Below are 19,212 nucleotides of genomic sequence, written 5' to 3'. Positions count from 1 at the left end.
TACTTTACTGTTTTTTTACTAAATTTATTTTTTAATAAAAACTACAAAAACTGTGAAAAACGATCATCTAGACAGGCTTAGTAATTCTAAGCCTAAAAGAATACTTTCTTTGGATGGAGGGGGGATTCGTGGAGCACTATCATTAGGATATCTTAAAAAAATCGAAACTATTTTACGTAAAAAAGAAAATAATCCAAACTATGTGTTAAGTGATTATTTTGATCTTATTGGAGGTACTTCAACAGGAGCTATAATAGCAAGTTTATTAGCTCTAGGGAAACCAGTAGATGAAATTAAGGATATGTATATGGAACTTGGAGGAGAAATCTTCGCAGGAAAACGTAATTGGTGGAATCCTTTAGAAACCTATCGATTTTTTAAATCTGAGTTCAGTGAGAAAAGTTTAGTGAAAAATCTTAAAAAATATCTTGGCGATATAACTCTAGGGAGTGAAAGAATAAAAACAGGTTTGTGTATTGTAGCTAAGAGAGCTGATACTAATAGTACATGGTTTTTTCTTAATCATCCTAAAGGATTGTTTTATGAATCCAATCAAAATATTCCTCTATGGCAATTACTAAGAGCTAGTTCTGCAGCTCCTTCTTATTTTATTCCTCAATCTATTGATATTGGTAATGGCGAAATAGCTGCATTTGTAGATGGTGGAGTAAGTATGGCTAATAATCCATCATTGAATCTTTTAATGATAGCCACTATGAAAAGATTTCCTTTTAAGTGGAAAGTAGGAGAAGAAAATCTTAAGCTAGTATCTATTGGCACGGGATATACGGAATATCATAAGCATGCAAAACAAATTGATGAGTCTTGGTTGTTATCTTGGGCTAAAAGTGTTCCAGATATGTTAATGCAGGATGCAAGTTGGCAAAATCAAATTATGTTGCAATGGTTATCAAAATCACCTACCGCAAAAGAGATTGACTCTGAAATGAAAGATTTAAAAGATGATTGTTTGTATGAAAAGCCAACATTAAATTATTTGAGATTTAATATTTGTTTGTCAGAAAATTCTTTAAATGGTTTAGGCTTGAATAGAGAGTTTACTTTCAGAGATATTAAAGATATCGCTGAAATGAGTAATGCAGGCAATAGATATCTTTTGTACGATATTGGAAAAGAAAGTGCGGAGAAAGAAGTGTTATCAATATATTTCAAATAAATGAAGTATGATGCTTTTATATCATATTCACATTCCGATTGCGGAACTATTGCTCCTGCTATCCAAAAAGCCATTGAGAACATTGGTAAGCCTTGGTATAAGTTAAGTAGGAATTTGAATGTTTTTAGGGACGAAACTAACTTAGGAGCCAATCCACATCTTTGGGAAAATATCGAAAAGGCACTTGAGAATTCTGAAAATTTTATTCTTTTAGCTTCTCCTAAAGCTTCTGAATCAAAGTGGATTATAGATGAAATTGAAAAGTGGGCAGAAAAAGACTCTCAATTTCACAAATTTAATATAGTTATTACTTCAGGAGAAATACATTGGAATAATATAAAGAATGATTTTGATTGGGAGAAAACCAATTGTTTACCGAAAAGTCTTAAAGGTAAATTTTCATCAGAACCTTTATATATAGACTTGACAGATTATGTAAATAAAAAAAATCGTCCAATTGATAATAAATCTAGCGGTTTTACATACAAAATTGTAAAGATTATTTCTGCAATTACAGGAATTGAGCCAAGAGAGATTGAGAGTGATGAAAAGAAAAGAAAAACAACAACTATTTTTGCTTTAACTCTTGGAATTATTTCTCTTGTTTCTATATCTCTATTGGGATATATGTTTTACAGACAGAAAGAAACTAATGAGCAAAATGCAATTGCAAATAATTTAATAGCGGAAGGGAATAAACATAGAGAGTCAGATATAAATAAGACATTACTTTTCTATGCAAAAGCTTATGAAACTAATAAGGATAGTGCGACTTTTTCATTGCTAAATGATTTTTATAAAAAAACAGTCGTACACGATCTTTGCACAGTAGACAGTATTGGGCGGAGTTTATTTTTTTCTAAAATTAGTTTAAAACAAAAATTACGGTTTAGTATTGTTGAAGATCAAATAGACTTTGGGAAAATTTTAGTTGATGAAGGTCTTCTTTTAGAAAATAAAGAAAATATTTATAAGTATTCAAAGTATCAATATTCGGCGGATAGTTTATCACAAATTAATTTTACGAATGAATGTAGTAATTATCCTATATCATTCTTTACCACAAGTTCTATGTTTAATTTTGTTACTACAGATAATAAATTGTTAATTTTTGCTAATTGTTATGATGGGGATTCTGCCGGAGAACATACGGATGCCTTCGAAAGGCATCCACTTGAAGAAGTCACATTGTTTTATGAAACTGATACATCCGTTAAAGACTTTTACTCTATAATGTATGGTGATAACTACATTCAAATGGTTAAAGGTTTATTTTGGAGCGAGCCTACAAATCAACTTTTTGTATTAGTTTGTGGGAAGAATGAAGAAGGATGCTTTATTCAAAAATTTGATTTCAAACCACCAAAATTATTAGATGAAGATCCTAATTCAATTGTAAAAAACATTTTGAACTTAGGAATAAATGATTTCTCTAAAGCTGAGAAAGATAGTTTAAAAATCACAAAAAAAGATAATCCATTTTTCAATAAAATTCAAAAATTATTAACTAAAAAAACTAACCACCATGCCACTCTGCTTCGTCATCATGGGCTACGGTAAAAAAACCGACCCTGCTTTAGGAAAAACGTATGATCTGGATAAAACCTATCACAATATTATAAAACCCGCTGTAGAAAATGCAGGTTTTACATGTGTTCGTAGTGATGAAATTCTGAACTCAGGAATTATTGATAAAAATATGTATGCATTACTTATCCATGCCGATTTGTGTATTGCAGATATTACAACGTTCAATCCTAATGCAATATATGAATTGGGAATTCGCCACGCAGCAAAACCGTTTTCAACTATTGTAATGAAAGAAAGGGAAGGTAATATCCCCTTTGATATTAATCATAACTCTATCTTCATGTATTCGCACATGGGCGAAGATATTGGTGTGACAGAATCTGAACGGTGTATAAAAGACTTAACCGATTTGATATTGGAAGTTAACAGAACTAAGGAAACCGACAGTCCGCTTTTTCATCACATAAGAGGAATGACCCCTTATATATTACCTGAAATTGAGTATAGTCAAATTATTAAGGATTTAGCTGAAAAAAATAGTAGTGTATTTGCATTGGTAGAAAATGCAAAAAGAGAGATGTCTGCAAGTAATTTCCATGCAGCAGCAGGTCTTTGGCAGAGAGCAAGTGACAGAGTAGAAAATGATGCTTATTACATTCAGCAATGGGCATTATGTACTTATAAAGACAAAACAGAGAGTCCCAATATAGCTTTAAATAATGCTTTAACCATTATAAGTAAATTAGATCCTGAAAATTGGAATACTACAGATCCCGAAACCTTAGGAATTACTGGAGCTATTTACAAGAGAATGTGGGAAAATAATAAAATAGCAACCGACTACCTTGATAAAGCTATTGAATATTACAGGAGAGGTTTCACAATAAAGCAGGATTATTATAATGGAGAAAATTATGCTCTTTGTTTAGATTTTAAATCAGAAATATCAACGGATCCTACAGAGAAAATTTCACTTAGGTATGTGGCTAATGTAGTCCGTAAAGAAATCATTAAAATTGTAGAAAAATTAAAGAATGATGAGGATTTCGAAAAACGTTCAGATTTAATCTGGATTTATGCAACTCTGGCTAACTGTTATTTTGCTATGGATGATTTAGAAAATTTTCAGATTTATAAGGATAAATTTTATGGATTAAATCCAGAACCGTGGCAAATAGAAACATTTGAGGATGGAATTAAACATTTAGAAAAATTAGAAAAATAATTATGGCACACAAATGTTTCATTTCTTTCAAAACAGAAGATAGAGTCTACAAAACCTACATACATGATCATCTTGATGTAGATATGATTGATAAATCATTACATGACCCTATAAATTCTTATGATGAAGACTATATTATGAGGAAAATCAGAGAAAATTATTTATCAGACTCTACTGTTACCATATTTCTGATTGGAGATAAATCAGCAGAGAATTCGTGGTTTGAAAACCAAACATTTATTAAAAGAGAACTGCAATCATCTTTATACCACGGATTAGGAAATACTAAAAATGGTATTTTAGGAGTTGTTTTGCCATCAATGAAAGAGAAAATCTACAAAGGTTCATATTATTGTAGTACGTGTGGAGGAAATCATAATTGTGTAAGTATAAATGATAATACTGTTATCAAAGAATTTTCTTATAATTACTATATTCCAAATGACAAATGTGCTTGGAGTGAGATCGATAGATACTGCGTTTTAACAACTTGGGAAGATTTTTGTGCTGCTCCAAATTATTATATAGATTTAGCTTTCGATAAAAGAACTCAACCGATTTCTAATAAAACTAAAGTAAAACCGTAATGAAAGAAAAAGATTTTCCTAACTATTATATTGCAGGAGACCAAGCATCTTTGCTGGCGCAAAAACTATATACCAGATATGTTAGACTAGATTTATTTTTAATGGTCTTGAGTGCCACATTAACAATCTATAATTTTCAGCCAGAAGAGAGCAAGAAAATAATTTATATTATTTCTGGAATTGTAATGCTTATCGCTATTCTTTTTTCTTTGATTATTAAAAATAAAAAGTATGAAGATATTTGGTATCGAGGTAGAGCTTTAGCTGAGTCTGTAAAGACTTTGACTTGGCGCTTCATGACAAAATCAGAATATTTTGAAAATTCAATAACAAATGAAGAAGCTAAATTAAGATTCACAAATAGAATGAAAGAATTGAATGAAGAGTTTAAAGATTTACATTCTTCTTTGCAAGCAAAATATTTGTCTCTGCCAATAATAACTTATGAAATGGAAAAAATTAGAAATTTAAATTTAAGTGTTAGGAGAGAATTTTATTTAAAAAACAGAATTGACAATCAGATTAAATGGTATTCTGATAAAGCTGATAGTAATAAGACGAAATATGAAAGTTGGTTTTTGGGAGTTATAGCCATGCAATTATTAGCTTTAATTTCAATAGCGTATTTAATATTAAGTCCGGAATCTAACTTCAATTTTGTAGGTTTATTTACTACATTGTCAGCAAGTTTTTTTGGTTGGCTGCAATTAAAAAAATATCAGGAAAATAAAGAAGCATATACAACAGCAACTTCTGAACTTAATCTGATTAAGCAAGAAGCTGAATTTATAGATAATGAAGAAAAATTCAAAATTTTTGTCTTGGACTCTGAAAATGCAATGTCTCGAGAGCATACTCTTTGGTTAGCACAAAAAAGATTTTAAAGATGATAAAAAAAGGTTTCAACAAAGCAGATTTATTCGAAGGGGCGCATTGGGTACTAGATGCTCTTAAAGATGATTCATTAAAAAAAGACCTTGCATTTTTCTAAGCCATAAAAGAAAAGATAAGCCTGACTGCAGAAAGATTGCTGAATATTTAAAAGATGCAGGAATTGATTACTATTTGGATGAAGACGATAAAGAATTACAAATCGCTGCGGCTTCAAACAATGCAGAAAAAATTACGTAATCTATTAAAAATGGTATCAAAAAGAGCACCCACATGTTTGTGGTAATCTCTGCAAAAACATACCAATCACAATGGGTGCCCTTTGAAGTTGGTTACGGTCATGCAGCAATTTTAGACAAGAATCATACCCAAAATAAAGAAAATAAGATTAGGCTGGGAATTCTGACATTACACAAGATATTTCTGAAAAAGCATTACCCGATTATCTGCAAGTCGGATATCAAATTAGAGGAACAAAATCTCTCAATAAATATATATCTGAAATTTCTGATAAGACCGAAAGCAAGATGATTAGTGAAACAAGAATTTTTTCTAATACTAAATCATATCATCCATTAGATGATGTTCTTAATTGGAAGTTGTGATTTTTCCTAAAAGCTAATCAGTTTTCGGATCTAATTTTTTCGATAATGCAGCGATAATTGCTTGAATGTAAATACCTTCATTAGCTGAATAATTTCCTTCTTTACCATTTAAACATTGCATTTCATCGCTTCCGGCATGGTGTAATCCTAAAAGCATCCAAGTTCTATTAAATATGGGACTTCCGGAACTTCCGTTATCAGTAGGAGTGCGATAATGAATCAATGGATCTTGATGGTCTAATAAATGATTATCTTGAAAAGAAAGCTGTAGCGTTCCGCCTCTAGGATGACCAATGATGTATACTTTCTGGTCTTCACCTAATGGAAGTGTATCTGTAAGAGGATACCACTCAATATTTTTAGTAAGTTCTACAAGTTTTTGATTATCCTGTACCGAAAAACGAACTAGGGAGGCATCTAGCTCTGTACTAGGCGAAGACCATACAATTTCACTAAGCTTAAACTCTAAGTTAGGATTTAATACTTCAAAAATAACAATTGCTTCTTTGGGGCTCAGAGCTTTTTCTAAAGGATCATCACTAATAACATGTGAGTTGGTAAGAAGAAACAGTTCTTCACCCAATGATTCATGTAGGCTATTTCCCTTCACCAAAAAACCCGTTCCTTCTCCACGGCTGCTATCAAGACCAATTCTTGCTACGGCAAGACATCTTGCCGCTCCCTGCATATACCATTTGTAGGTTCTAAAGGAGTCCTCCCCAAATACCTTTTCTAACTTTGACTTTGAATGGGAGTATCCAGTATCTTCCTCAACCAAATTTTCATATTGGCTAGTCACTTTCTTTGCTAAAGATAATTCTTTACGAATGTCTTCCGGATCCATTTCAAATTCTCCACCACTTCTCCTAAGCAATTCTGCTCTTAAAAGGGGCATAAGTATCTGTCCTGATTTTTCATCCATACTCAATTCCCAAACTTCTTCAAATTGTCTTAATGTACTTGCTAGCTCAAATGCATCACAATCTTCCTGAGAAGAATAACCCGCAAGCCATTTTAATGCTTCATCATAATCTTTTAATGCTAGACAGCATTCGGAAGCTGTAGCAAAATGCCAAGCATCAGCAGTGCTTTTATTTTCTTTTTCTTCTATATTTGAAAGTATTTCCTTTGCCAATACTTCATAATCTCCAAGAGAACTAATGGATAATATTTTGTGCCTCTCTGCCATTGCTAAAAGTGCAACCGCATTTATTCCATGCCATGTATGAATTTTACTATCATTCTTATAAACTTGGATATAATATTCAATACTTTTCTCTAAAAACTTTACCGCTGTTTCAGATTTACTATATCCTGTTCTTATAAAAAGTTGCTTATATGCCCTGCCCAAAATGCCTTGTGTTTCAAAGTATTCTTGTGTTGAATTTTTTCCATTACTGTTCATTTCCAATTCTAATTTTTCTAATACAGAAATTCCAGAGGTAAAATAACCTTGTTCGATTAGTGATTGTGCATATAGATTTCTTATGGAAAAGTTTGTTCTTGAAGTAATACTTAATGCATCTCCTAGTCGAACCATCAATGCAAACCTACGTTTTCTTCGCAATTGCTTCATTATTTGAAAAAAATCATCAATTTCGTAAGTAATCTCAGTTGAAAAAATCTCTTCAATAAGATTGGTACAAGTAATAGTTGCTGCAGCCCAATCAAACTCGTTTAATTCTTTGCGAATTTGATCAAGATACTTTTTAGATGTGGTTTCCATAATTAATCAAATAATTTTTGAAGAGCAGAACGAAGAAGTGGCATTTGCAGATACTTGGAAATATCATGTCTCCAAGATCCCCAATTATTCTCTTTAATAACCTTAATTACTTTTTCTCCATTTTTTTTATAATCATTATCAATATTACCATCCATCATTGCTACAGGATCCATTCCATCGTATACATTTATCCATGACCCTTTAACTTTGTTAGGAAAACCATCGAATCGGGTCCATTCTGGTGACAGCTTATCCTGAATTTCATCCAAACCAAGTGGACTACCAATAGTAATCAAGTCGTCAATATAAGAGCATTCGTTCACTCTCTTAAGGCAATCATAAATAATCACAGTTCCCATGCTATGACTTATTACAATGTGCTTATCTGCTTTAACTTCTTGTAACATTTTTATTACCCTATCACGAATTTCATCCCGTACTTGATAAGTAATGCCATTTCTAGGACTAAATTCTTTATTAAAAAGATAATGATGAACGTCTCGAAGGAAATAAGCCATCAAGGTTTTTTTCAAAACCCATGGTATAGGAAATCGTTCCATTTTATTAGAAATTTTAGACAATTCATCGAGAGTTGGATCGGGAACATCAGCTAAAGTTTTTACCGCAATACTTTCAACAAATTTTTTCTCATCTTCACTCAATTCATCTCTCCAATTGTCTTTTAAATCACTTAATATAGTTTCATCTTCATAGCCCCCTTGTTCCATAGCCTCAAGTGCTTTAGAAACTAGTTTTTGGAGGGGAGTATCGTATAATACATCTGCCCAATAAATCATAGCGGTAGTAATACCTATCGTATCTAAATCTATGTCATCACCATTACCCTTAAAATCTGATGCTAATGCATTTTTCCACTCTAGAAGCAGTTTTTCTGCTGTTGGTTTATTAGCAATTCCATGAATGAAAGTTATATGGATTTTCTTTTTAGTTTTCATGATACCTTAAAGTATTAGTTTTAGTAAAAATAAATATAAATATATCTTATAATATTCACAACATTAAAGTATCGTTGGTAATTTAATTTTTTTTAGTTAGATGTGCTATATATTTCTATTTGAATATATTTTGCAATTTCGAACTGGTAGATATATTTGGGTTTATTTCCCATACTAGTAAAGTTGTATAGAAATTAATTCTTAACTTTAACTTATGACACTGAATGAATATCAAAAAACAGCTAGTTCCACATTACAATCTTATAATTCTAAAGATCAGGAAAACTTTTTCTTGGGTTTTTTGGGGCTTGCCGGAGAAGCAGGATCTGTACTAACCACATTGAAAAAATTAATTAGAGATGGAAAAGGGTTTGACAGTTATAGGGATAAACTTACTGATGAATTAGGAGATGTTTTGTGGTATATATCTGCAATAGCTTCACATCACAATATAGAACTTGAGGAAATAGCTGTACGAAATCTAGACAAAGTTAAAGATCGTTTTGATATAATAGATTTAAAAAGCATTCCTCGTTTTGATGAAAAATATATCGAACAGTTCCCTGATGAATTTGTTGTAGAATTTATTGAAAATATAAATGAGAATGGCATTTTGGAAGTGAAAATGATTTGGGAGAAAAGTGATGGAAATTTTGTTCAGCTTGGAGACCCGTTAACTGATAATTCCAGTGTTCCGAATGATTATCGTTTTCACGACATTTTTCATCTAGGACATATTGCGTTCTTAGGTTGGTCTCCGGTAATGCGACACTTAATGAAGCTTAAGAGAAAAAGGCATCCACTAGTTTTAGATGCACAAGATAGAGGTCGACCACAAGTTGCAGAAGAAGCAATAACGCTAATCGTTTACAATTATGCAACAAAAAATAAAATGTTGAAAGAAAGCGATAGGATCGATACCGAACTTTTAAACACGATTAAACAACTGGTCGTCAATCTTGAAGTTTCTTCTGTCAGTTCTTATCAATGGGAACAAGCTATTATACAGTCTTATAAAGTATTTCATCAAATTGTAGAAAATAAAGGTGGGAGAATTTGCGTATCCCCAAAAGAACGTAAATTAGAATTCTTAGAAAAAAAGACAAAGAATGATACACTATACTGCCCTGAACAAACCAAAAAAGTCAATTGTTTATGATAAATATTGGATTTTCGCAGCAAAGCGATTTGAAGTTTTTATTAATCGTTTAAATAACCCAAGAGGTCCGTGGACTTCTGATAATGTTATTTGTAACCACAGATTTACAAATGTATTCCGGGCATCGGATCGGGTAAGCCAATATCTTATAGGATTACAATATGATGGTGGAGATTATCAAGAAATTTTTTTTAAAACAATTTTATTCAAAATTTTCAACAAAATTGAGACATACCAATGTTTGGAAGAAAAAATTGGATCAATTGATATAAACTCCTTCAAATTTAAAGATTATGACTTAATCTTAAAAGAAGAATTACAAAGAAAAACAGCTATATATTCAGCTGCATATATTATGCCTTCCGCAGGAAGTGCGTTTGGACATACACTTAAGCACACTAATCATTTGGCACTTATTCAAAAAATGATTGATGATAATCTATTTCAAAAAGTAATGGGTTGTAACAGTTTAAGCCAAGTTTACGAATTGTTGTTAAGATATCCATCAATTGGAAATTTTCTTGCATTCCAGTACACAATAGATTTGAATTATAGCACTCTGATAAATTTTTCTGAAATGGATTTTGTAGTAGCAGGCCCAGGTGCCAAAAATGGTATTAAAAAATGTTTTAGCTCACTCGGTGACTACTCATTTGAGGATGTTATAAAAATGATGGCTGAAAATCAGAGTGAAGAATTTGACCGTTTACAAATAGAACATCCAAATTTATGGGGTAGAGAATTACAATTGATAGACTGCCAAAATCTTTTTTGTGAAGTAGATAAATATTTGAGAGTGACTAATCCTGAAGTAATAGGAGTAACTGATCGTAAACGAATAAAACAAAAATTTTCTATGGCTAAACCACAATACAAATTATTCTTCCCACCAAAATGGAACATAAATGAAAAAATAGATTTAAAATGGCAACACAATCAAACAGAAGACATCTTTTCATAAGTCATCATTCAAAAGATGATGCGGAAATAAGTAAATTAACAAAGCTTTTGAGTTCAAAAGGTTATGATGTCCGTAATAGCTCCATTCGATTAAATAAAGATAATCAAATAAGAATGGAGCAGAAACGTGTAAGCGAAGAGGCAATCCGTCGTGTGCTCAGAATGAAAATTTCCTGGTCAAGCACCGTTGTTGTTTTGATTGGTAAAAATACACATTCTAGACCGTGGGTGAATTGGGAAATTGATAAGGCAAATGAACAAGGTAAACGAATAGTTGGTGTCTACGTTAGAGGTGGCACAGAAGCAGATATACCTCCAAGTTTAGAAAAGTATGGTTCAGCAATTGTGGCCTGGAATACAGATAGTATAATATCAGCTATTGATGGGAGTAATTCGTTTCAAAATCCGGGTGGAGCTAATCGTCCGGCTACTAATTCTACAACTGCAACTAACTGTTAAATTAAATTATGGCTAAAGTTTTTCTATATGTTGTTGATCGTGATTTTGGTTTTGCACCGAACCCATTTCATGGTATTTGTTCACTGGCAACTTGTAAACCGCGCATCAGAAATTCTGCTTCAATCGGTGACTGGGTTATTGGAATGGGAGGAAGAAACTTGAATTCCACTGGAAAATGTGTTTTTGCAATGAAAGTAACATCGAAAATTACTTTTAATGAATATTGGGAGAATCCTATTTATAAAGATAAAAAACCCGTTAGAAATGGTAGCAAAAGAATGGTAGTTGGAGATAACATTTATCATCGTGACAAGGTAACGGGAATATGGTCTCAAGCGTTTTCACACCATAGCCATTCCGATGGTAGTTTGAATGAATATAATCGTGATAGAGATACTAAGTCATCCAATGTTTTGTTATCTAAACATTTTTATTATTTTGGAAGTGCTGCACCGTTGCTACCACATCCAATATTAAATTCCCTGAATTATAAGAATGGTGTTGGACATAAAAAATATAACATTTCCGATGCAAATCCCCTTATTTTATGGATAGAAAGTGAATACTTCAATAATCTGAATTTGGTTATGGCTGATCCTTTTAATTTTGAGCAAAGCAGTGCGCATTATACAGTAGAAACAAATAAAGTTTTGTTATAGTCTATTCGGATTTGCAATCCTTAATTTTTTAATCTAAAGAATACCTCCAATAAAAATGTGAATTTCTTATGGTTTTTATTTTTTTGGCTATGTTTCAGATATGGAATTCTAATTAAGGTAACAATATACTCGAATGTGTCAAATTGTAATTTTGTATAATAAAAATAATTTTGATATTTGTTGATAAATAAACGAGTTTATAGACTAAGTAATATTATGTTTATTTGATAAATTCAAATATATAATTGCCTAAATATATCATGGTGATTGTTAATATAGAGATGTTTATTTTTTAGAAATAAAAAATAGGAAGAGTAATTTTGTCTTTGACTGTGTGAGTTTTAGTGAAATTTAGCTATTAAAAATTGTCTTTTTTTTGGAAAAACTAAAAAAAGACTTATATTTGCACCAGAAAAAACAAACAGTCTCAATCTTGTTTAGAATAGTGACCTATTCAGTGACCTAAAAACGAGAGTTCGGCATAAAGCTTATGGATAGGGAGTTTTTTTTAAAAGAACAAGTCCCGTCCGGATCGCAATCCTGTTTCATTAAGAAACAGGATTTTTTTTGCAAATACATTTTTATTTTCTTCCTAAGTTTTGTATTTGATCCTTTGGATTTCTGATCCGTATTGATTATTAATCTTCTTATTAAACCAAATTTTTTTTACGTTTAAAATTGTTTTTCAAAGGTACAATCAGAATTTTTTATGATTTTATAATTTTTGCGTGCTTCGTTTGTAGGATGATTAGTAAAATATTTAGTATTTATTTAATTGTTTGAAAATGAATTGTTTGAAATTTTATTTTATTGCAATTTTTACAAATTTTTACGTCATTATTTATAAATGATTCCGACATGTACTTGCCAATAAAATTTTGTGATAATATATTTGCCATAAATAAATGAAACACCAAATCATTACATAATAATTTTCATCATTCAGTTTTCATGTAGAACATCAGGGTTCATATTATCTAGGGAATGAGCCCTGTTCTCTACAATTAATGAAAATACTATTAAATGAATATAAAATCAAGATAGACACCAACATTTACGTTTTATTAATAGAAAAACAGAATCTTCCCGAAGATTCTGTTTTCATTTATATAGCATAACGGTATTAAGAGTCATCAGTATATTGCTGTTTAAATTCATAAATATTCTAATTTGATATTCTATTGTTTCTACATATTTTTTATTCACTGATGTTAGAATTTTGAGAGTTTGTTATAATTAATTTAACAAATATTTATTCATAAGGAAACATTGGCAGGTAACCACAGGATAGCCAGACTACTCATTAACTATACTTTTATGAAAATTAAAAAGGATGATTGTTGTCATTCTTTTCTAATTTTTGATCCGATTCTTTAATGGAACATATAAAACAAGTAAAAAATTTTTAAACCAATCACAACGTATACATGAAAAAGACGATAATTACGCTCGGTCTTTTAATCGGTACTGTTAACTTAGTATTCGCACAGGAAAACCAGACGAACGGTGTGGCTAAGGATACAACGAAAAAGACTAAAGATATTGAGGAAGTAGTCATTATTGCTTACGGAACTCAGAAAAAAGGAGAAGTTACCGGATCTGTAGGAAGGGTAAATGCCGAAAGTTTCAAAGACCGCCCGATTGCCAGAGTTGATCAGGCTCTAACCGGACAGATTGCAGGGGTAAAAACCCGTTCTACGACAGGAAAACCCGGTGAACCTTTAGAGATCAGAGTTCGTGGTTCAGCTTCAATATCGGCAAGTAATTCACCTCTTTATGTAATCGACGGGATGGTTGCCGATGATATGGCAAATGTTTCTCCTGATGATGTGCAATCGATTGAAGTATTAAAAGATGCCGCATCTACAGCAATGTACGGATCGAGAGGTTCAAATGGAGTTGTTATTGTGACTACTAAAAAAGGAGCTTCAGGAAAACCGTCATTCTCATTCTCTCAGTATTATGGTGTTCAGACCATCGAAAAAAAGCTCGATATAATGAACAGTGCAGAGTGGATTGATTATGCGACAGAAGCCATCAATAAAAGATGGGAAGCTTTAGCTCCGGGGAATTCTGCATCCGACAGCTATGAAAAAAGAGCAAGTTATTTCAACTTAGCAAATACCTACGATTATAATTTAGCCAATATCACCTATATGATTGATCCTAGATGGGGAACCAATCAGGTGGCATATATCGATTGGCAGGATGAGTTTTATCGTCCGGCAGCCATTCAGAACTATCAATTAGCAGTAAGAGGCGGAAATAAAAATATGAAATATGCTATTTCGGCAGCTTATTTTGATCAGGAAGGATTGGCTTTGAATACAGGTTTCAACAGATTTAATCTAAGTGCAGCCATCGATGTTAATATTTCAGATAAATGGAAGGCCGGAGTTACCTTACGACCAAGTTATTCCCAAAGCTACGGAGCTGCAGTAGACGGAAAAGATAATGCAGCGCACAAAATGCTTTCAATGGTTCCTGTAGCAGAATTATCTGCAGGACTTTACACCAACTTCTGGAAAAACCTTCAATACAGATGGGCGGGTTCTACACAAAGCCCGATAGGTATTTTAGAAAATACAACAAATGATACGGATGAATTTCGTTTATTATCCAGCTTATATATGTCTTACGACATTACTCCGGATTTAAATTTTAAAATCTCAGGAGGAGCAACGAATAATTTCAATACCAATACAGGTTATATCCCAACATTTAATTTGGTAACAAATATTCCGGGACAGGTAAGTATTGCGAGCCGAAGAACAATAAATTACAACAGATATTTAGGAGAAGCTTTATTAAACTATAAAAAGACCTTCGGAAATCACAGCATTGCTGCTCTTGCGGGTTACAGTGCAGAAAATTACAGAACAACATCACAGTACAACCGTAACAAAGGCTTTGCGAATGATGATCTTAAAACATTCAACTTTACGCAGTCTGCATCGGTGTTAAATTCAGAATATACCGCTTCAGAATGGATGTTGGTTTCAATGTTTGGTCGTGTGAACTACGACTACAAAAAGAAATATATGTTATCAGCAAGTGTTCGTAGAGATGGATCTTCAAGATTTGGCTGGAATAATCTTTGGGGAACTTTCGCCGCATTTGGTGGAGCCTGGAAGATCGATGAAGAAGAATTTTTGAAAGATATAAGCTGGCTGAGCAACCTAAAATTGAGATACAGTTGGGGAGAAAACGGAAACAATTCCATTGGAGATTACCGTGCTTTCGGAACATTGGCAGGAGGAAATTACTCTTTTGGAGGAAATTTATCAAACGGTTTAATACCTAATACGATTGAAAATCCTGATCTAACCTGGGAAAAAACACAATCATCAGATTTTGGTCTTGAACTGGGATTATTCAACAGAATTAATTTAACGGCAGATTATTATATTAAAAAAACCAAAGATCTTCTTCTGCAGGAACCGATACTTGCAACAACAGGCTATACAACGATGTGGAGAAACGTAGGCTCTGTTCAGAATAAAGGTCTGGAATTAGAATTAAATACAAAAAACTTAACAGGAGCATTCAAGTGGAATACTTCTGCAAATATCTCATTCAACAGCAATAAAGTACTGCAGTTGGGAAGTAATAACAAACCAATTCCTACAGGCTTTAGCGACCTTACCAACATTATCCAGGTAGGTGAAGAGCTGAACTCTTTTTACCTTTATGAAGCAATAGGAGTATTGTCTACAGCAGACATCAATAATTCAGCTGTTGCAAAAACCAACGGTGCAATTGCCGGAGATGTGAAGTACAGAGATTTTAACGGAGATGGTAAAATTGACGAAAATGACCGTCATATCATTGGTAGTCCGACTCCTGATTATTATTGGGGATTCACCAATACATTTTCTTTTAAAGGATTTGATCTTTCATTATTCTTCCAGGGACAAAAAGGAGGCTATAGCTATGCTTTATTAGGTCGTGCAATCGATCGCACCAGTATGGGAACTACAAACAATGTGATGGGCAACTGGGCAAACCGTTGGCGTTCCGATGAAAATCCGGGAGACGGAAAAACCCCAAGATTGGACGGAACTACAGGAAGCCTTTTAGATACAAGATGGTTGTATGATGCCACTTACATTCAGCTGAAAAATGTGACGTTGGGTTACAACTTCCCACAGGAATTGGTTGAAAAACTGAAAATATCAAACCTGAGACTCTATGTAAGTTTAGAAAATGTATGGCGAAAAGATCATTATTACGGAGGTTACAACCCTGAATCTGTGCAGTCAGACGGTACCGATTACGGAGCATATCCTAATGCGAAAGTATATATGATGGGTTTAAACTTTAATTTCTAAATTTTTAAAAATGAAAACAACTAAAATAAATAAATACCGATTACAATTTAATATGAAAAACATTGGTAAAATGTTAATCTTTGGAGCATTAACTTTAGGTACAGTAAGCTGCGAAGATGATCTGATGCTGGAACCTGAAAACAATATTACCCAAACTTCTTTCTATACAACTGAACTTCAGATTCAGCAGGCGGTTTCCGGGGTATATTCTGCAATGATCAATGCGTCGTCAAGAGGCGGTTTTGATGTTAATTTTTATTTACTGGCATCAGAAGTCCGTTCCAATAATTACAATGCAATTTTACAAAACGGTAACAGAGATTATTATGCAATCAACCGTTTTCAGGATACTTCCTCTACCGAAGAAATGCAGGTACTTTGGGAAGATGCGTATCAGATGATTACGTATGCAAATAAAATCTTATCCAGAATTGATGAAGTTCCTTTTGCCAATACTGCAACTAAAGAACAATATCGCTCAGAAACCCGTTTTCTACGTGCTTATGCCTATTTTGAACTGATGCGCAGTTTCGGTAAAGTTCCTTTGGTTACAAAACCGGTGAGCCCGGAAGAGGCTGCGCAGATCCAGAGAACAGATCTGGCAACGCTTTATGATTTCGTGACTTCAGAAATTGAAGCTTCGGTAGGTGGTCTCAAAGATATTTATGACAACGCAAATAAAGGCCGTGTGACAAAATCTGCTGCTCATGCGATGTTGGGAAGAATTTATCTTACAGGATCGGGTTATCCTTTAAATAACAGTTCTTACGTTGCCAAAGCTAAAGATCATTTGTTTACGGTAATTCAGGGTGAAGGTCAGTTTGTAACTTTTGCACCTACTTATGCTGATTTATTTAAAAGTGCAAACGATAACAAGTACCATATTTTTGAAATACAGCATATCAGCGGCGGTTTGTCACAAGGCTCTTATCTTCCGAGCTATGTTTCTCCGAATTTTGGTACGGCAGATCCGTTGTACAATGCTCAGAGCAGTTTATACAGTGCAAGTGAATTGGGTGTTTCGCAATCACTCATTAATGCATATGAACCGGGAGATCTTAGAAAAGCTGTTACAGTTAAAACCCAATTTATAGCCGCTAACGGACAGCCGGATAATGCTAATTATTTTATCAAGTTCAGAGAGCCGGGAAAAGTGATTACCAACAGATACGACTGGCCAATTAATTTTCCGATCATCAGATATGAAGATGTTCTTTTGATGTATGCAGAGGTTTTAAATACGCAGGGAAGTACAAGTGCTGCAGTTCCGTATGTGAACAAAATTCGCCAGAGAGCTGGTCTTACTCCGCTTTCAACATCAATTTCGGCATCCGATTTTACAACAGCTCTTCGTAAAGAAAGAAGAGTGGAATTTGCAGGAGAAGGCGTTTACTGGCACGATCTGGTACGTTGGAATATCGCAGTAAGTGTAATCAATCAGGCTGCAGCCGACCTGAATTACAATTATACCATCACAACGAACGATTATCTGTATCAGATTCCTCTTTCACAAATTCAGTTGGGGGGATACGAACAGAATCCTTAGAACGTACAGTTATTTTAAAATTATATTTTAGTCAAGAAATCTTCCGGAAACGGAAGGTTTTTTGTTTTTTCCCACCTTGGTGTAAAAATTCGCGATATTTTTTTAATTTTAAAGGATAATAATTTTGCACAGATGAGAAAATTTATTCTTATTTCCATTTTTAAAGCGTGGTTGTTTTCATCAGTCATTTCTATACTCTTACTGTATTTATATTTGGATGCTATAAAAAGACCTGAAGAACAATATCGTCATATGTGCGATATGAGTGGTCTGGCTTACGGATTAATTATTATATGGCTTTTATTTCTGAGCCTGTTTTCTTTTTCTGCTTTATTGAGCTGTAGAAAAACTTTTCAGAAATCTGCCTCAAAATTTTTGTACTGGTTTTTGTTGCCGATCTTGTTTTGCATCGCCTTTTTTATTGCCTTTTCAGAAGGCGGTTTCGATAAAGAAAACATAATTCTTTCAGTGATTTCATCTCTTCCCTGGTTTTCTCTTTGGGGATTTTACTATTATCAGTTTAATAAAAAATTTAAAAGTGATGAAAATGTATAAAGCTCTTTTTATTGTTGTCTTATTTTTTGCCTTTCATATCAAAGCGCAGCCATTTACTTTAAAATCGGTTGGTGAGAAAAAACCATTCAGTCTGGAAATTTATTACGGAACCAAAGGAAAAGGAGCTTTTGTACAGTATAAAGGCCGGAAAGGGATTATTCCTTTAAAAATAAAGAGCTACAAAATTGATGACAGTCAACGGGAATACGGTCAGCCGGATTTCACTTCTTATGTTTGGGATGAAATTGTAGACGGAAAAGTGAACGGAACCTATTATCTAACAGAAGGACTTCGGGATGTTTTTGATGTAAAATATATCAGGAAAAGCGACAGCAAGGCTTTTAAACTCAAATTTCATGAAGATAAAAGCGAAGAATATGACGGGGTAAACCGCTTTTTCTTACATCATGCAATGATCTCGTATAATACCTTTTATAATAATTTATTGACAATAAAATATTTTGAAAACGATCAATTTAAAACAGAATTACCGGATATCGACAGTCCTAATTTTTCCCGCCATGCAATCATTGATGATTATAATTTTGATGGCTATGATGATATTTCTTTCTCAATTCCCGATGCAGGAATGGGAGTTTACAGAACCTTTACCGTTTTTATTTTTGATCCTGTGACAAAAAAATTTAAAAAGCTGAAAGAACCGGATTTCAGTAAAGCAAAATGTTCTTGTTTTTGTGATCTTAAATTAGATAAAGTTAAAAAAGAGATTTCCAGTGCATGCAGAGGTGGTGCAAGATGGTGGAAAGATGTTTATCAGTACAAAAACGGAAATTTGGTTTGGCTTCGGTCTGGAGAAGCAGAATAAAAAAGCATTACCGTCTTTCG

15 protein-coding genes are annotated in these 19,212 nt (G+C 33.1%); 13 read left to right on the top strand and 2 right to left on the bottom strand.

Translation table 11 applies throughout. The annotated features are described in order from the left end of the window. Positions 1-52 precede the first annotated feature (52 nt). Genes BM371_RS19825 through BM371_RS19805 form a run of 5 tightly spaced genes read left to right on the top strand, consistent with a single transcriptional unit; the run spans position 53 to position 5,403 of the window. Complete coding sequence (locus BM371_RS19825) at positions 53-1,177, top strand: patatin-like phospholipase family protein (protein ID WP_051883091.1); 1,125 nt, start codon at positions 53-55, stop codon at positions 1,175-1,177. Then, on the top strand, positions 1,178-2,737 hold the full coding sequence (locus BM371_RS19820) for a toll/interleukin-1 receptor domain-containing protein (protein ID WP_034679760.1): 1,560 nt from the start codon (positions 1,178-1,180) through the stop codon (positions 2,735-2,737). Then, positions 2,703-3,932, top strand: a complete 1,230-nt coding sequence (locus tag BM371_RS19815; protein ID WP_034679757.1) for a TRAFs-binding domain-containing protein — start codon at positions 2,703-2,705, stop codon at positions 3,930-3,932. The genes BM371_RS19820 and BM371_RS19815 overlap by 35 nt, the downstream gene beginning before the upstream one ends. Before the next feature lie 2 nt (positions 3,933-3,934). Further along, complete coding sequence (locus tag BM371_RS19810; protein ID WP_034679754.1) at positions 3,935-4,519, top strand: TIR domain-containing protein; 585 nt, start codon at positions 3,935-3,937, stop codon at positions 4,517-4,519. Next, complete coding sequence (locus BM371_RS19805; protein ID WP_034679750.1) at positions 4,519-5,403, top strand: DUF4231 domain-containing protein; 885 nt, start codon at positions 4,519-4,521, stop codon at positions 5,401-5,403. Before BM371_RS19810 ends, BM371_RS19805 begins: the two co-directional genes overlap by 1 nt. 625 nt (positions 5,404-6,028) lie before the next feature. On the opposite strand, the gene BM371_RS19795 is transcribed toward BM371_RS19805, so the two are convergent. Then, a complete protein-coding gene (locus BM371_RS19795) occupies positions 6,029-7,741 on the bottom strand; it encodes a serine protease (protein ID WP_034679743.1) in 1,713 nt (570 codons plus the stop codon). A 2-nt stretch (positions 7,742-7,743) separates the two neighbouring features. Then, on the bottom strand, positions 7,744-8,697 hold the full coding sequence (locus tag BM371_RS19790; protein WP_034679739.1) for a lipase family protein: 954 nt from the start codon (positions 8,695-8,697) through the stop codon (positions 7,744-7,746). Between the two features lie 214 nt (positions 8,698-8,911). On the opposite strand from BM371_RS19790, the gene BM371_RS19785 reads away from it, so the two are divergent. From BM371_RS19785 to BM371_RS19750, 8 genes are all read left to right on the top strand, one after another. Then, complete coding sequence (locus tag BM371_RS19785; protein WP_051883088.1) at positions 8,912-9,856, top strand: nucleoside triphosphate pyrophosphohydrolase family protein; 945 nt, start codon at positions 8,912-8,914, stop codon at positions 9,854-9,856. Further along, positions 9,807-10,817, top strand: a complete 1,011-nt coding sequence (locus BM371_RS19780) for a nucleotide kinase domain-containing protein (RefSeq protein WP_051883086.1) — start codon at positions 9,807-9,809, stop codon at positions 10,815-10,817. The genes BM371_RS19785 and BM371_RS19780 overlap by 50 nt, the downstream gene beginning before the upstream one ends. Then, positions 10,781-11,275 carry a TIR domain-containing protein gene (locus tag BM371_RS19775; protein ID WP_034679737.1) on the top strand — a complete coding sequence of 165 codons (495 nt, stop codon included), beginning with the start codon at positions 10,781-10,783 and terminating at the stop codon, positions 11,273-11,275. The genes BM371_RS19780 and BM371_RS19775 overlap by 37 nt, the downstream gene beginning before the upstream one ends. Positions 11,276-11,283: 8 nt before the next feature. Further along, the gene (locus BM371_RS19770) at positions 11,284-11,934 is read left to right on the top strand and encodes an Nmad2 family putative nucleotide modification protein (protein WP_034679734.1); all 651 of its coding nucleotides are present in this window, start codon (positions 11,284-11,286) and stop codon (positions 11,932-11,934) included. A 1,427-nt stretch (positions 11,935-13,361) separates the two neighbouring features. Then, positions 13,362-16,265 (top strand): SusC/RagA family TonB-linked outer membrane protein, encoded by a 2,904-nt coding sequence (locus BM371_RS19765; RefSeq protein WP_051883084.1) that lies wholly within the window; start codon positions 13,362-13,364, stop codon positions 16,263-16,265. Between the two features lie 10 nt (positions 16,266-16,275). Further along, on the top strand, positions 16,276-17,811 hold the full coding sequence (locus BM371_RS19760; protein WP_034679731.1) for a RagB/SusD family nutrient uptake outer membrane protein: 1,536 nt from the start codon (positions 16,276-16,278) through the stop codon (positions 17,809-17,811). 132 nt (positions 17,812-17,943) lie between these two features. Then, a complete protein-coding gene (locus BM371_RS19755) occupies positions 17,944-18,366 on the top strand; it encodes a hypothetical protein (protein ID WP_034679729.1) in 423 nt (140 codons plus the stop codon). Continuing rightward, positions 18,353-19,192: an XAC2610-related protein gene (locus BM371_RS19750; protein ID WP_051883082.1), complete on the top strand. Its 840-nt coding sequence runs from the start codon at positions 18,353-18,355 to the stop codon at positions 19,190-19,192. The genes BM371_RS19755 and BM371_RS19750 overlap by 14 nt, the downstream gene beginning before the upstream one ends. Positions 19,193-19,212 lie beyond the last annotated feature (20 nt).

Source organism: Chryseobacterium formosense (assembly GCF_900116415.1).
Classification (GTDB): Bacteria; Bacteroidota; Bacteroidia; order Flavobacteriales; family Weeksellaceae; genus Chryseobacterium; species Chryseobacterium formosense.
Note: the sequence above shows the minus strand (reverse complement) of the source record. Positions and strands in the feature narration are given on the sequence as shown.